Here is a 15,645-nt window from a genome sequence, read left to right on the forward strand (position 1 = left end):
CACGGCCAGGCCGTCGTCCGGGCGAAAAGTCCACCCCGCCCAATGTTCGTAATACGAACATTCACCCCATGCACCTGATCGACACGCACCAACACCTCTGGAACTTGCAGCAGTTCCCCTACGCGTGGTGCGCGGGCATCCCGGCGCTGAACCGCAGCTTCCTGCCCGGCGACTATGCCGCCGCGGCCGCGGGCACGGGCATTACGCGCACGGTGTTTGTCGAATGCGACGTGGACGAGCCGCACGCCCTGGCCGAGGCGCAACACATCCAGTCGCTCGCCTCCGTTTCCCCGGCCATCGCCGGCATTGTCGCCAGCGGGCGCCCGGAAAACGAAAATTTCCGCACCCACCTCGAGGCGCTCGCCCAACTGCCCAAGGTCCGCGGCTTCCGCCGCGTGCTGCACACCCAGCCCGACGAGCTCTCGGCCCAATCGCGTTTCATCGAGCACGTCCGCCTGCTGCCGGAGTTCGGTCTCAGCTTCGACCTCTGCGTGCTGGCCCGGCAGCTGCCGCAGGCCATCGCGCTGGTGGACGCCTGTCCGCATGTCTCCTTCATCCTCGACCACGCCGGCGTGCCCGACGTGAAGGGCCGAGCCTTCGACCCGTGGCGCGAACACCTCCGCGCCCTCGCGGAACGCCCCAACGTCGCGTGCAAGCTCAGTGGCCTCGTCGCCTACGCCGGCCCGGACTGGACCGTCGCCGACCTGCAGCCGTGGGTGGAGCACGTCATCGCCTGCTTCGGCTGGGACCGTGTGGCGTGGGGCGGCGACTGGCCGGTCTGCACGCTCGGCGCGTCGCTCGCGCGCTGGGTCGAGGCCACCCGCGAACTCACCGCCGGCGCCAGCGAAAGCGAGCGCGCCCGCCTCTTCCATCGCAACGCCGAACGCCTTTACCGGCTGGAGGTCGCTTCGTCATGAAAATCACCCGGCTCGTTCCGATCATTCTTCATGCGCCGGTCACCCGCGGCAGCATTGCCGACAGCACGCACAGCATCACCCACTGGGGCGCCCCGGGCGTGGCGATCGAAACCGACGCGGGCCTCACGGGCTACGGCTTTTCCGGCACCCATGCGCATCTGGCCACCGACCGGCTGATCGTGGACTGCGCGGTGCACAGCTACGGCCCGCTGCTCCTCGGCGAGGACCCGCGCGAAGTGCGCGCGCTCTGGGAAAAACTCCACAAGCACGCTCCGGTGCAATGGGTCGGCCGCGCGGGCCTCACGCACCTCGCGCTCGGCGCCATCGACATCGCCCTCTGGGATCTCAAGGCCAAGGCCGCCGGCCAGCCGCTCTGGAAACTCCTCGGCGGGTCGGCCGCGAAGAAGGTCGAGGCCTACAACACCGACGGCGGCTGGCTCAACTGGCCGATCGAGACGCTCGTCAGCGACTGCCGGCGGTTGGTCGAGTCGGAGGGCTACCGCGCCGTGAAGATCAAGGTCGGCAGCCCCGACCCCGCCACCGACCTGCGCCGCCTCGAGGCCGTCCGTGCCGCGATCGGCCCGGGCGTCCGGCTCATGACCGACGCCAACGGCAAGCTCACCCTGCCCGAGGCCATCCGCCTTGGCCGCCGGCTCGCCGACTATGACGTCGTGTGGTTCGAGGAACCCACCGCCTTTGACGACGTGCTCGCCCACCGCCGCCTCGTGGAGGCCATCGAGACGCCCATCGCGCTCGGCGAACAGCTCTACCTCGCGGCCCAGTTCCGCGACTTTATCCACGCCGGGGCGGTCCATTTCGTGCAACCCGACGTCGTGCGCCTCGCCGGCATCACCGAGTTCTGGCAGGTCGCCGACCTCGCCCACAGTTACAGCCTGCCGGTCGTGCCGCACGTCGGCGACATGTGCCAGGTGCACCAACACCTGTGTTTCGCGCACCCGGGTTGCCGGCTGCTGGAATACATCCCGTGGCTGCGCGACTGGATGAAACATCCCGCCCAAATCCGCGACGGCCACTTCATCGCGCCCGAGGCCCCCGGTGCCGGCATGGAGCCGACCGCCGACGCCCTCGCCCGCATCAACCGTGCCTGAACATGGAACGCGTCACCGCCACCTACCACATTGAAACCGCGCTGCCCGTCGCAAAGGCCGCCGCCACCCTCGCCGGCGAGCAATCCTCCGGCACCTTCGTCGCCGTGCCCGGCGAGACCGCCGAGCTGAAGGCCCGCTTCGCCGCGCGCGTCGAAAGAATCACCGAGCTCGACTCCGTCGCCATCCCTTCGCTTCCGACCGGCCGCCCCCTCGCCGCCAGCTATCGCCGCGCCGAGGTCGTTGTGTCGTGGTCCGTCGAGAACTTCGGCCCCAATCTCCCCACGCTCGTCTCCACCCTGCAGGGCAACCTCTACGAGCTCGCGCAGTTCTCCGGGCTCAAGCTCGTGGACTTCGACGTGCCGCCGGGTTTCGCCGCCGCGTTCCGCGGCCCGGCCTTTGGCATCGCCGGCTGCCGCCGTCTCACGGGCGTCACAGGTCGCCCGCTGATCGGCACGATCATCAAGCCGAGCATCGGCCTCTCGCCCGACCAGACCGCCGCAATGGTAAAGGAACTCGTCGAGGCCGGCATCGATTTCCTCAAGGACGACGAGCTGATGGCCAACCCGCCGCACTCGCCGTTCGACGCGCGCGTGGACGCCGTGATGCGCGTCATCAACGACCACGCCCAGCGCACCGGGAAGAAGGCGATGTATGCCTTCAACGTCAGCGACGAGCTCGACGCGATGTCTCGCCACTACGACAAGGTCGTGGCCACCGGCGGAACCTGCGCGATGCTCAGCCTGAACAGCGTGGGCCTCGCCGCCGCCAAAAAGATCTGCGACCGCGGCCAGCTCGCCATCCACGGCCACCGCAACGGCTGGGGCATGCTCAACCGCCACCCGCTGCTCGGCATGGAGTTCCCCGCCTACCAGAAACTCTGGCGCCTCGCCGGTGTGGACCAGCTCCACGTCAACGGCATCGCCAACAAGTTCTGGGAACCCGACGACTCCGTCGTGCGCTCGATCACCGCGTGCCTCGCCGCCGAGCCGCTGGGCAAGCCGCTGCTGCCCGTGGTGTCCTCGGGCCAGTGGGGCGGCCAGGCGCCCGAGACCTTCCGCCGCACGCGCACCACCGACCTGCTCTACATGGCCGGCGGCGGCATCCAGGCGCACCCCGACGGCCCGGCCGCGGGCGTCGAATCCCTCCGCCTCTGGTGGCAGGCCGCCACCGAGGGGCTCGACTACGATCAGTCGCTCGCACGCTACCCGGGGCTGGCAAAGTCGGCCGCGAAGTTCGGAGGTCCTTTATAGGCCCTATACGACCCATAAGTCCCATAGGTCTTATACAAAATCCCCATGCTCCACCTCGCCTACTTCGCCGACGACTTCACGGGCGCGACCGACGCGCTCGAGACCCTCGCGCAATCCGGACGACGCACCCGGCTTTTCCTCTATCCCCCGACGCCGGCCCAATGCGCCGGCCTGGAGGCCGTCGGGGTCGCCGGGCTCACGCGCTCGCTCGCTCCGGACGCGATGGAGGCCGTGCTGCGGCCGGCCTTCGCCGCCCTGCGCACGCTCAACCCGCGCCATGTTTACTACAAGGTCTGCTCGACCTTCGATTCGTCGCCGACCGTCGGCAGCATCGGCCGCGCGATCGAGGTCGGCCGGGCCGTCTTCGGCGGCGGCGTCACGCCCGTGGTCGTCGCCGCGCCCGCGCTCGGACGTTACTGCGCCTTTGGCAATCTCTTCGCCCGCTACGGCATCGGCAGTGACGGCCCCATCTACCGGCTCGACCGGCATCCGGCCACCAGCAAGCACGTGGTCACGCCCATGACCGAGGCGGACCTGCGCCTGCACCTTGCCGCCCAAACCACCCTCCGCATCGGCCTGGTCTCGCTGCCCTCGATCGAAGGCGACCCGGAACGCGTCCACCAGGCCGTGCTCGCCCAGGCGGGCGGAGGGGCGGAGATCGTGTTCATCGATGCCTTGACCAACACCCATCTCGACCTGATCGGCGGTGCCCTGGGCTCCCTCGCCCCGGCCGATCGCCCCTTGTTTTCGGTGGGTTCCTCCGGCCTCGGAACCGCCCTGGCAGCCTACTTCGCCACCATTCCGGCGAAGCCCGCCGCCGTTCCCCCCGGCCCCGTGCTCGTCCTGTCCGGCAGCTGCTCGCCGGTCACCGGCGGGCAGGTCGATCACGCTTTGGCCCACGGCTTCACCGGCGTGGCCCTCGACCCCGCGACGCCCGACACCCCGGCCATCCGCGAACAAATTGTGGCCGCCCTGCGCACCGGCCGCCCGGTGATCGCTTATACCGCGCGCGGCTCAAGCGACCGGCCCCCGGTCGGCGCCGCCGAGCTTGGCGCCGCCCTCGGCCGCCTCGCGCGTGAGGCCGTAGCCGCCACCGGCTTGCGCCGCGTGGTGTTCGCCGGTGGCGACACGTCCAGCTACGCCGCCCGTGCCCTCGGCCTCCAGTCCATCGAATGGCTCGCGCCCCTGGCCCCCGGCGCGCCCTGGTGCCGCGCCCATGCTCCCGGTTCCCCCATCGACGGCCTCGCCCTCAACTTCAAGGGCGGCCAGGTCGGCGCCCCCGACTACTTCACCGCCGCCCTCGGCTGACTTTCCCCTCTCCTTCCCTTTACCCTCACCGCTCCCATGCCCGGCAAAACCCTCGCCCTCATCCATACCTCCGCGACCCTCGTCCCGGTGTTCCAACAGCTCTGCCGCGACAAACTGCCCGGCGTGGACACGTTCAACATCGTGGACGACAGCCTCGTCCGCCAGATCGGCGCGCAGGGCGGCATCACGCCCGCCATCGCCGCGCGCGTGGCCGCCTACATCGGCTCGGCTGCCTCCGGCGGGGCCGACCACATCCTCGTCACCTGCTCCTCCATCGGCCCGGCCGTGGAGGCGGCCGCCCCGTCGGTCAAGGTGCCGGTGCTCCGCGTGGACCAGCCCATGGCCGATCTCGCGGTGCGCACCGGGAAACGCATCGGCGTCATCGCCACCCTGCCCACCACGCTCAACCCGACCGCGGATCTCGTGCGCCGCCGTGCGGCCGCGGCGGGCCAGTCCATCGAGCTGACCATGCGCCTCTGCGAGGGTGCCTTCGAGGCGCTCATGGCGGGCAACGCCGCCGCGCACGACACGCGGGTCCGCGCCGCTTTGGTCGAACTTTCCACGCAAGTGGATGTCATCGTGCTGGCCCAGGCCTCGATGGCGCAGGTCGTCGCCACCCTCACCCCCGAACAGCGCCGCATCCCCATCCTCGCCAGCCCGCCCCTCGCCATCGACCATCTGGCCACCCTCCTTTCGGCTTCGTGAACTGAACTACCCCAACCCAGCACCACCCCATGCTGCTCTTCCGCCGGATCTGCCTTGTCCTCGCCGCCGTCGCCGCGCTCGCCCTGGTGGCCGGACTTGCCACCGGCTCCTCCCCTCTCTGGCAACCCGCCGCCGTGGTCGCCAGCATCGGCCTCGCCATCGGGCTCGGCGCACTGCCGGCCGTGGCCAGCTACCAGTTCACCGCCTGGATCCTCGCCACCGTCGTCTGCGGCCTGCTCTATCCGCACGAGGTCATCCACTGGGGTGACGTGGATCTCACCAACAAGTGGATCCGCCTCGTCGCGGTCCAGATGGTGATGTTCGGCATGGGCACACAGATGGGCGTGCGCGACTTCGCCGGCGTGCTGAAACAGCCCTGGGGCGTGGCCGTCGCCGTGATGTCGCAATTCACCGTCATGCCGCTCGTCGGCTGGATGCTGATCAAAACTTTTCCGCTCGAGCCGGAGATCGCCGCCGGCGTCATCCTCATCGGCTCCTGCAGCAGCGGCCTGGCCTCGAACGTCATGTGCTACATCGCCAAGGCCAACCTGCCGCTCTCCGTCACGGCCACCGCCTGCACCACGATGCTGGCGCCGCTCATGACCCCGCTCTGGATGAAGCTGCTCGCCGGCACCCTCGTGAGCGTGAGCTTCGTCGGCATGATGACCGAGATCATCAAGATCGTGCTCGTGCCCATCGGCGCCGGCCTGCTCCACGACTGGCTCAAGTGGGCCTCGCCCGCCGCCACCCGCCGGCTGAAACTCGCCCAGGCCGCCTGCGGCACCGCCGTGGTCCTGCTGTTCCTCACCCGTGACCGCTGGGGCGCCCTCCCGCCCAACGTCGCCCTGCTGGTCGAGCTTTTCGGCTTTCTGCTCGGGGCCGTGGCCTTCGGCGTGTTCTACCACCAGCTGACGAAACTCCTGCCCAAGCTCGACGGTTGGATGCCGGTGGCCTCGATGATGGGCATCATGTATTTCACGTCGGTCACGACCGCCGTGGGCCGCGACCACCTCATGCGCATCGGCGGCGTGCTGTTCCTCGTCGCCGCCCTGCACAACGCCTTCGGCTACATCCTCGGCTACTGGCTGGGCCGCGCGGGCGGACTCGACCGGAACTCCGCGCGCACCGTCGCCATCGAGGTCGGCCTGCAGAACGGCGGCATGGCCTCGGGCCTCGCCGGCAGCATGGGCAAGCTCGCCACCGTCGGCCTCGCCGCCGCGGTCTTCGGCGCGTGGATGAACATCTCCGGCTCCATCCTGGCCAACTACTGGAAACGCCGGCCCGTGACCCCGGAAACCCCACCTTCATGAAGAACGCCAAGCTCGCCCTGCTCGGGCTGTCGCTCGCCGCCAACGCGGCGCTCGGCGCGTGGCTGCTGCGATCCCCCGCCGCTCCCGCCGGGGCGCCACCGGCGACCGTCCCGGTTTCCGTCCCTCCACCCGCCCCCGTTGACCCGCTGACCCAGCCCGTCACCGCCGAGACCTGGCCGCAGATCACCGCCCTCTCCGACGCCGACTACCGGCAGCGCCTCAAGCGCGAGGGCCTGTCCCCGGCGCTGATTCGCTCGCTGCTGCAGGCGCGCGTGGCGGCCCGTTACGCCGACCGGCTCAAGGCCCTGGAATCCACCGGCCAGGACGAATACTGGCGGCGCAGCTTCCGTTTCCCCGGCAGCCAGTCCAACCTCAGCCCCGAGACCCGCCGCGAGCGGCGCGCGCTCTACCGCGAGATGGGCGACGAAATGAAGGCCATCATGGGCGACGACTTTGAGCTGGCCTCGCCGTTCGAGCGCAGCCGCCGCGAGCGCAACTTCGGCAATCTCCCCGCCGACAAGATCGCCCAGATCGAGGCCATCAGCGCCGACTATCAGGATCTGCGGGGCGCGGTCAGCGAGCAAACGCAGGGCATCATCCTCCCCGAGGACCGCGCCCAGCTCCGCCTGCTGGAGCAGGAACAGCGCGCCGACCTCGCCGCCGTGCTCACGCCGGAGGAACTGCTGGAACTCGACCTGCGGAGCAGTCCCTCGGCGCAGAGCCTGCGCATGCAGCTGGCCTTTTTCGAGCCCACCGAGGAGGAATACCGCGCCCTGGCCCAGCAGCGTCTCGCCTTCGACCGCCAGTTCGGCGGCAACTACCTCAGCGAGGAGGAGCAGGCCCGGCGGCGCGCCGCCGAGGGCACCCTGCTCGAACAGGCCCGCACGGTGCTCTCGCCCGAGCGCTTCGCCGACTACGAGCTCGTCTCCAGCCAGGACTTCCGCAACACGGCCATGGCCCTCGGACGCTACAACTACGACCAGACCGTCGCCCGCGAGGTCTTCAAACTCCGGCGCGACATCACCGCCCGCGCCGCCGCCGTCGAGGCCCAGTCCCTCTACTCGGCCGAGCAGCGCGCCGCGGAGCTGGCCGCCCTCTATCGCGAGGCCTCGGCCGCGCTGACCACGCGGCTCGGCCAACCAGCCGCGGCCTCCTTCGAACGTGAGGGCGCCGGCAATTGGCTGCGCAAACTGAAACCCCAAACCGCCCCGGGAGGGAGCCCACGATGAAAGCCTTGCTGCCGCTGCTGCTCGTCTCGCTGGCCGCCAACGTCGCGCTCGGCACGCTCCTCGTCCGCCAGAAATCCACCGCGACCACGACGGCCCCCGCCACGCCGGCCTCGGCTCCGACGCCGGCGGCCACCACCCACCCAACGCCGGCCGCACCGGCAACCGCCGGCTCCGCCGCCCCCACCCGTGAGCCGCTCTGGGCCGGCCTCCCGGTTGACTCCTTTGACGAGGCGATCACCCGCCTGCGCGCCGCCGGCTGTCCGCCGCGCGAGATCGCCGCCGTTCTCCGCGCCATGATCCAGGCCTGGACGATGGAGCGCCGCCAGGCACTCGGCTTCGCCAACGAAAACCTGCCCTACTGGAAGGGTTCGACGTTTTTCGCCAGCCCACGGCCCAACGACGAAATGACCAAGGTCTGGCTCGAAGCCCAGCGACTGGAACGCACCTACCTGCTGACGCCGGAGCTGTTCGGCACCGACGAGGCCCAGCTGCGCAACTACCGCGAGCGCTTCGGCGCACTCGACCTCGAGAAGCTGCGCCGCCTCGCCGTCCTCGAGTCTGAATTCAACGAGAAGAACATGCAGCGGATGTTGGCCAGCCGTTCCTCCCAGGCCGGTGCCTCGGCTTACTCCCCCGATCCCCAGCAACAGGAGCAGGCCCAGAAGGAGCGCGAAGCCGCCATCCAGGCGATCCTCAGCCCCGAGGAATACGCCGCCTACGAGGTGCGCAACGGCAGCGTCGCCAACTCCCTCCGTTTCCGCCTGGAGAACTTCCGCCCCACCGAGGCCGAATACCTCGCCCTCTACGCCATCGAGAAAAGGCGCCGCGACGCCACCTCCGGCACCACCGCGCTCACGCCCCAGCAGCGCAAGGAGGCCAATGACGCCTATCAGGCCGAGATCAAGGCGGCCCTGGGCTCCGAGCGCTATGCTGATTACGAGGCCGTGAGCCGGGCCGGCAGCGACCGGCTGCCCGCCCTCGTCCATCGTCTCAATCTCCCGCTTACCACCATTTCCGCCGTCAATGCCGTGCGCGACGACACCAACGTCCGCGCCAAGACCATCCGCGACAACGCCGCGCTCTCCGCCGAACAGCGCGCCGCCCAGCTCGCCGCCCTCGCCGCCGAGGCCGAGACCGACCTGCGCACGCTCTTCGTGACTCCGCGCGGCCTCGACGCCTACAAGGACATCAAGGGCGAGTGGCTCCGCAACCTCGCGAAACCCTGACCGTCCCGCACGCGGGCACCGCTTCTCCTTCCTGATCATTTTCATGTTCCGACCGCTCTTCCTCCTCACCCTCGCCTTGCCGATCGCCGCGCAGGAAACCGCCCCGGCCGCGGCCGCGCCCATTCCGGCCGCCCCGGCCCCCGCGGCGCCGGTCGAGCAGATCCTCCGCCCGCCCGAACCGGGCCGGTTCGCCGAGCTGTTCCGCCGTTTCCGCACCGAACACGCCGCGCTCTCGCCCGACGGACGCTACGTCGCCTACTCCGTCCGCAACGACGAGGAAATCTCGGTCGTCGTCCTCGACCGCGAACAGCCGGATGCGCTGAAGACCCGCGTGGTCGTGATCAATGACGACGCGGCCACCCCGATGCTCTCCGAGCAGCAGCGCGAGAAAACCCCCGGCCGCATCCGCTGGATGCGCTGGGTCACGCCCAACCGCCTCGTGCTGGAAACCAACCGCGTCCACGTGGGCGGCTCCGGCGGCGCCTGGGCCAGCCAGGTCGGTGCGGTCCTTGCCTTCGACGCCGACGGCGCCAACGCCCGGCAGATCGCCAGCCCCGAGGACATCCCCGAGCTGGTCATGGATGGCGGCACCCAGAGCCTGTTCTCGACCGCCCGCGGCAACAGCGCCGGCTTCAACAGCCGCGTTTGGACTCCCGACCAGCCCGTGCCGTCACCCGGCGACGACACGCCCGATGAAGCCGATCCGCTCCAGCCGGCGATCGCCGGTGACGCCGACCTGGCCGGGGCCGATCTCAGCGTCACCCTGCCGCGCAGCCTGCGCGTGCTCGAACTGGATGCACAGCGCGCGGGGGCTGTCACCCTCGTCTCCACCGGCGCCGCGCGGGCCACCGGTTCCCGCGGCGTGGGTTTTCATTCCCTCGACGCCACCACGGGCAAGCTGACCAATCTCCACGACCAGCTCGTCGCCCTCAACCGCCACCACCTGCTCGACCGCCTCGGCCGGCCGCGGCTGGCCCTGCCCAACCACAGCATCGCCTCCTTCCCGTTTGACTACGAATACCTCGGCCCCGAGGGCCGCAGCCGGGCCCGCCCGCTGGGTGAGGTCTCCGGCCTGGGCGGATTCCGCCTGTCGCCGGAGAATTTCTTCGGCGAACGCGCCATCCCCGTGGGTTTCGACGAGAACCCGGACATCCTCTACTACGCGAGCAACGTCGGCCGTGACACCTTCGCGCTCTACAGCTGGAACCTCGCCACCAATCAGCGCGGTAGCTTCGCCCTCGAAAACCCCGGCTACGACCTCGTGGCCGCACCCGCCGCGGGTTACGGCGAGGGGAGCACGCTGGTGTTCGACCGCTACACCCGCTCCCTCACGGGTGTGCGCTATCAGGCCACGCTGCGCACCACCGCCTGGCTGCGCCCGGAGTGGCGGGCGGTGCAGGCCGACCTGGAGAAGGCCCTGCCCGGCCGCTGCGTGGACCTGCTGGAATGGGACGAAAGCGGCCGCCACTTCCTCGTCAGCACCGAGGGCCCGGCCGACCCCGGCGCCTTTTATTTCTACGACCGCACCACGGCGCGGCTCACGGAGTTCGTGCGCCGCGCGCCCTGGATCGATCGCGAGCACCTCCACGCCACGGTGCCCTTCGGCTTCACCACGACCGCCGGGCACCGGATCAGCGGCCTCGTCACGGTGCCGTCCCAGCCGCGCATGAAGCCCATTCCCCTGCTCGTGCTCTGCCCGGACCAGCCCTGGGAGCGCGTGACCCCCGATTTTCACACCGAGGTGAACGCGCTCGCCGGCATGGGCTTTGCCGTGGTGCAGTTCAACGGGCGCGGCACCTGGGGCTACGGCCTGAAACAGCGGCAGGCCCTGACCGCCGGCTATGATCTGGTGCAGGTGGAGGACGTGGTCACCACCGTCGAGACGCTCTCGCAGCTCTTCAACGTGAACCGGAACCGCGTCGCGCTGCTGGGCCGCGGCCACGGCGGCTTCATCGCGCTCCGCGCGCTCCAGGCGCACCCCGACCTGTTCCGCTGTGCCGTCGCCATCGACGCACCGGTGGACCTCGGCGACTGGCTGAACAAGATGAAGTGGACCGACGAGGACGTCTTTCCGCACCTCACCCGCGCCTGGCTGGGCGACGCGGACCGCCTCAAGGCGGCACCGTTGACGCGCCAGGCCGGTGCCATCACCAAGCCGATCCTGCTCCTCACCTACCCGGGCCCCGACGGGGCGCCCCGCCGCCCGCTCTACCTGGCGAACCGTCGGTTCGCCGCCGACGTGAGTCGCGCCGGCACGACGGCCGAACTGGAGGAACTGCCCCTCGACTATGTGCGCGGCCTGCCCCGGGCCCGCGCCGAGGTCTTCGACCACATCGAGGGCTTCCTCAACGAGCACATCTACGACTATAAGGTGAAGCTCGGCGACCTGAAGGTTCTCCCCGAAAAGAAATGACCATGAAACGACTCGGACTCGGCGTCCTCGGCCTCGGCGAAGGCCGCTCCATCATCTCCGCCGGCCTGCACAGCGACCGCTGGCAGGTCGCCGCCCTCTGCGACCTCAACGCGGAACTCGGCCGCGAGCGCTGCGCGGAATTCGGTCTCGATCCCACAGTGTTCACGACCTCGCTCGACGCGCTGCTCGCCAACGCCGCCGTGGACGTCGTCGGCATCTACACGCCCGACCACCTGCACGCCGACCACATCCTGCGCTGCCTGCGCGCCGGCAAGCACGTCGTCTGCACCAAACCCTTCCTCCACGACCTCAGCCGCGCCCGCGAGGTGCTCGACACCGCGCGCGCCACCGGCAAACGCGTGATGGTCGGCCAGAGCTCGCGCTTCTTCGCGCCGTTCAAGCGCCAGCGCGAGCACTTCGCCACCGGCTTCCTCGGCGAACTCAACACGGTCGAGGCCTACTACAACGCCGACCACCGCTGGTTCCTCGCCAAGCCCTGGGCGCGCACTGACGCCTTCAAGTGGCTCTACGGCGGTCTCAGCCACCCGGTGGACTTCATTCGCTGGTATCTGCCCGACATCGAAGAGGTCATGGGCTACTCGCGCCTCAGCGAGAACGGCCAGGCCGGCGGCCTCGCCCACGACGACACCTTCCATTTCATCTACAAGGCGAAGTCCGGCCGCATCGCGCGCGTCAGCGGCACCTACAGCGCGCCGGTCACGCCCACCGCGCGCGACAGCAACATGAGCTGCGTCCTGCGCGGCTCGCTCGGCGCCAGCCAGGGCGATTACTACGACCTGCGCTACGCCTGGAAGACCGACGCCCAGTCGGCCGTCGAGACCTTCGAGGACGAGGACGCCTTTTTCTTCCGCTTCGGCGGCCACTCGCACCACGCCGGCGAATACCAGCGCTACATCGAGTATTTCGCCGACTGCCTCGCGCAGGGCACCGTGCCCACACCCGACCCCGCCGAGGGCATCGTCACCGTCGCCCTCATGCAGGCGATGGAGGAAGCCTGCACCACCGGCGGCCCCGTGAAAGTCCGCGCCGTGCTCGCACGGTATGGGCTGGAGGATTTGGTGCAGGCCTCATCGTGAAATCAGCCATCGGAAATCTGTAATTTCGAACCACCCATGCCCCACGCTTCCGTCATCCTGAGCCGTGCGAAGGATCCAAGGGAAGGGACAGACGTGCGCCGACCGCTTGGATCCTTCGCGCGGCTCAGGATGACGTGGGCAAAAATTGTTTCTGAATTCGCCGATGCCCGATTCCCGATGTCCGATTTCAAGATTTCCGTCGTCTCCCTCGCCGTGCTCGCCCTCCTCTGCGCGGCGGGATCGCCAAGCCTCCACGCCGAAAACGCCACCGAGCGCCCGGCCGTCCTCCCCTTCCCCACCGGCAAGCCGCGCCTGGTCTCCAATCAAACCATGCGTGAAATCCACGCGCAGGTGCAGACACCGCACAAATACGGCGTCGTGCTCCCGGCCGCCGAGGGCGAACTCCTCGACTGCCCCAACGTCTTCCGCCACGGCGGGCGCTGGTTCATGGTGTTCATCGCGAACAAGGACAAGGTCGGCTACGAAACCCACCTCGCCGTGAGCGACGACCTGCTGCAGTGGGAGCGCCTCGGCCCGATCCTGCCCTTCGCCAAAACCGGCTGGGATGCCTGGCAGGCCGCCGGCGGGCTCGCGCTTTACGATCCGCGCTGGGACGGCGCCACCCACGAACTCGGCACGCACGAAGGAAAATATTGGCTCAGCTACCTCGGCGGCGAGAAACAGGGCTATGAGCCCGACCCGCTTGCCATCGGCCTCGCGCACACCGCCGACCCGACGGCCGTCCGCCCGTGGACCCGCCTGCCGGAGAACCCCGTGCTCTCGCCCGCCCAGGCCGACACGCGCGACTTCGAGCACACCACGCTCTACAAGAGCGCCATCATCCGCGACGAGGCGCGCACGCTCGGCGCACCGTTCGTGATGGCCTACAACGGCAAGGCCCCGCCCTACGGTCAGGAACAGATCGGCCTCGCGATCAGCGACGACTTGCGCACGTGGCGCCGTTACGGCCCCGGCCCGGTCGTGAACAACGTCGGCACCTCCCCGTGGGCGATCAGCGGCGACCCGCAGCTCGTGAAGCTCGGCGACGTGTGGGTCATGTTTTATTTCGGCGCCTTCTGGAAACCCGGCGCCTTCGACACTTTCGCCGCCTCCTATGACCTCGTGCACTGGACCAAGTGGGACGGCCCGCACCTCGTCGAGCCGGGCGAATCCTACGACAAGCAGTTCGCCCACAAGCCCTGGGTGCTGAAGCACGACGGCGTCGTCTATCACTTCTACTGCGCCGTCGGCGACCAGGGCCGCGTGATCGCCCTGGCGACATCGAAGGACCTTCGACCGAAGGAGGAACAGCGTGAAAACTGATAATCGGGCATCAGCAATCTGAAATCTCGATCCATTCCATGACTCCCGCCTCCGTCATCCTGAGCCGCGCGAAGGATCCAAGCCCGAGACGCACGTCCGATGTTCCCCTTGGATCCTTCGCAGGGCTCAGGATGACGCGGTTCCAGATCAGATTCCCATTCCTGTCATTCTGAGCGCAGCGAAGAATCCAAGCTTAAGCCCCGAACTCCAATCTCCCAACTCTCAACTCCTAACTCCGAACTCCGATTTCCGAACTCCGACCCGTGTCCCGCACCTCCTACCCCACCCGTTTCAGCTACGCCTCGACCGATATCGCGTGCCAGCTCGTCTTCGCGCCGATCTCGTTCTACCTGCTGAAATTCTACACCGACGTCTATGGCCTCGCCGCCGGCGTCGCGGGCACGATCATGCTGGTGGCGCGCTTCATCGACGCGGCCGACGCGCCGCTCTGGGGCATCCTCTTCGAACGCACGCGCAGCCGCTGGGGCAAGATCCGCCCGTGGTTCCTCTGGCTCTGCGGCCCCTTCGCGCTCTTCGGCATCCTGACTTTCGTGACGCCCGACCTGGAGGGGAGCGCCAAGATCGCCTACGCCGCCGGCACCTACATCCTCGTCAACATCCTCTACACCGGCATCAACACGCCGGTCACCGCCATCCTCGCCGTGCTGACGGCGAATCCGCAGGAGCGCGTCGTGCTGACCTGCTTCCGCATGTTCGGCTCCAAGCTCGGCGTGCTGCTCGTCAACCTCAGCTTCATGAAGCTCGTCGGCTGGCTCGGCGAGGGCGACGACCGCCGCGGCTACCTGCTCACCGTGCCGATCTACTGCGCGGTCGCCGTCGGCCTCTTCCTGCTCGCCTTCCGCAACCTGAAGGAGGTCGTGCCCACGGAGGAAAAACGAACCCCGATGCTGTCGGGCTTCGGCGCGTTGCGCGGCAACTGGCCATGGTGGATCATCGCCACGAGCAGCCTCCTGTTCTGGATCGCCTTCATCGCGCGCGTCGCCGCGGCGCCCTACTTCTTTGAATACACGCTCGGCCGCGCGGACCTCATCCCGCTCGCCTTCGCCCTCGACTTCATCTCGCTCGGCACCGTCCTCGGCCTGCCCTGGCTCTGCCGCACTTTTTCCAAAACCACCGTGTGGGCCGCCGGCCTCGCCGGCCTGATCGTCGGCCAGCTCATCATGGCCTGGGGCCTCGCCCAGGGGAACTCACTCCCGATCGTCATGACCGGCTGGGCCCTCGGCTTCCTCGCCAGCGGCGCGGCGATGGCCATGCCGTTCTCGATCCTCTCCGACAGCGTGGACTACGGCGAGTGGAAGACCGGCATCCGCGCCGCCGGCCTGCTCGCGGCCATCGGCGCGGCGTTCTGCCTGAAGGCCGGCGCCGGCCTTGGCGGCGCGCTGCCCGGCTGGATTCTCCAAGCCTGCGACTACGTGCCGAAAGCCGCCCAGACCGCCACCGTGCTCCGCGGCATCGAGTTCAGTGTCGTCTGGCTGCCGGCGATCGCCTTCGCCGCCGCCCTCGGGCCCGTGCTCTTCTACGGCAAATACGAGCGCCAGGAGGCGCAGATCCACGCCGACCTCACGGCCCGGCGGGAAACAGGGAAGTGAACCGTTTGTCATCCTGAGCAGAGCGTAGGATCCAGTCGGATGTGCGCCGCCGGCATTCGCTCCGGTAGTCTTGCTGGATTCTTCGCTGCGCTCAGAATGACAGCTGCTGTGTTCATCGCGGAATCCGGGTAACTTCAGCTCCGCCCGC

At 69.0% G+C, this 15,645-nt stretch carries 12 protein-coding genes; all 12 read left to right on the top strand.

Translation table 11 applies throughout. From position 1 onward, the window contains the following. The first annotated feature begins 68 nt into the window (after positions 1–68). The 12 genes from ESB00_RS18150 (at position 69) to ESB00_RS18205 (ending at position 15,497) form a co-directional block, all read left to right on the top strand. On the top strand, positions 69–917 hold the full coding sequence (locus ESB00_RS18150) for an amidohydrolase family protein (RefSeq protein ID WP_129049470.1): 849 nt from the start codon (positions 69–71) through the stop codon (positions 915–917). Beyond that, positions 914–2,026, top strand: coding sequence for a mandelate racemase/muconate lactonizing enzyme family protein (locus tag ESB00_RS18155; RefSeq protein WP_129049472.1), 1,113 nt, complete (start codon positions 914–916; stop codon positions 2,024–2,026). The genes ESB00_RS18150 and ESB00_RS18155 overlap by 4 nt, the downstream gene beginning before the upstream one ends. A gap of 2 nt (positions 2,027–2,028) precedes the next feature. Then, entirely contained in the window at positions 2,029–3,276 is a 1,248-nt protein-coding gene (locus tag ESB00_RS18160) for a ribulose-bisphosphate carboxylase large subunit family protein (RefSeq protein WP_129049474.1), read from the top strand. A gap of 45 nt (positions 3,277–3,321) precedes the next feature. Further along, on the top strand, positions 3,322–4,584 hold the full coding sequence (locus tag ESB00_RS18165) for a four-carbon acid sugar kinase family protein (protein ID WP_129049476.1): 1,263 nt from the start codon (positions 3,322–3,324) through the stop codon (positions 4,582–4,584). A 36-nt stretch (positions 4,585–4,620) separates the two neighbouring features. Continuing rightward, complete coding sequence (locus tag ESB00_RS18170; protein WP_129049477.1) at positions 4,621–5,289, top strand: aspartate/glutamate racemase family protein; 669 nt, start codon at positions 4,621–4,623, stop codon at positions 5,287–5,289. A 29-nt stretch (positions 5,290–5,318) separates the two neighbouring features. Continuing rightward, on the top strand, positions 5,319–6,599 hold the full coding sequence (locus ESB00_RS18175; RefSeq protein ID WP_129049479.1) for a bile acid:sodium symporter family protein: 1,281 nt from the start codon (positions 5,319–5,321) through the stop codon (positions 6,597–6,599). Next, on the top strand, positions 6,596–7,828 hold the full coding sequence (locus ESB00_RS18180) for a hypothetical protein (protein WP_129049481.1): 1,233 nt from the start codon (positions 6,596–6,598) through the stop codon (positions 7,826–7,828). Before ESB00_RS18175 ends, ESB00_RS18180 begins: the two co-directional genes overlap by 4 nt. Next, a complete protein-coding gene (locus ESB00_RS18185; protein WP_129049483.1) occupies positions 7,825–9,054 on the top strand; it encodes a hypothetical protein in 1,230 nt (409 codons plus the stop codon). Before ESB00_RS18180 ends, ESB00_RS18185 begins: the two co-directional genes overlap by 4 nt. A gap of 43 nt (positions 9,055–9,097) precedes the next feature. Further along, positions 9,098–11,467 carry an alpha/beta hydrolase family protein gene (locus ESB00_RS18190; RefSeq protein WP_129049485.1) on the top strand — a complete coding sequence of 790 codons (2,370 nt, stop codon included), beginning with the start codon at positions 9,098–9,100 and terminating at the stop codon, positions 11,465–11,467. Positions 11,468–11,469: 2 nt separating this feature from the next. Next, on the top strand, positions 11,470–12,564 hold the full coding sequence (locus ESB00_RS18195; protein ID WP_218938786.1) for a Gfo/Idh/MocA family protein: 1,095 nt from the start codon (positions 11,470–11,472) through the stop codon (positions 12,562–12,564). A gap of 177 nt (positions 12,565–12,741) precedes the next feature. Then, the gene (locus tag ESB00_RS18200) at positions 12,742–13,887 is read left to right on the top strand and encodes a glycoside hydrolase family protein (protein ID WP_129049492.1); all 1,146 of its coding nucleotides are present in this window, start codon (positions 12,742–12,744) and stop codon (positions 13,885–13,887) included. Positions 13,888–14,150: 263 nt separating this feature from the next. Then, entirely contained in the window at positions 14,151–15,497 is a 1,347-nt protein-coding gene (locus tag ESB00_RS18205) for an MFS transporter (RefSeq protein WP_164976304.1), read from the top strand. Positions 15,498–15,645: the final 148 nt, after the last annotated feature.

Source organism: Oleiharenicola lentus (assembly GCF_004118375.1).
Lineage (GTDB): Bacteria > Verrucomicrobiota > Verrucomicrobiia > Opitutales > Opitutaceae > Lacunisphaera > Lacunisphaera lenta.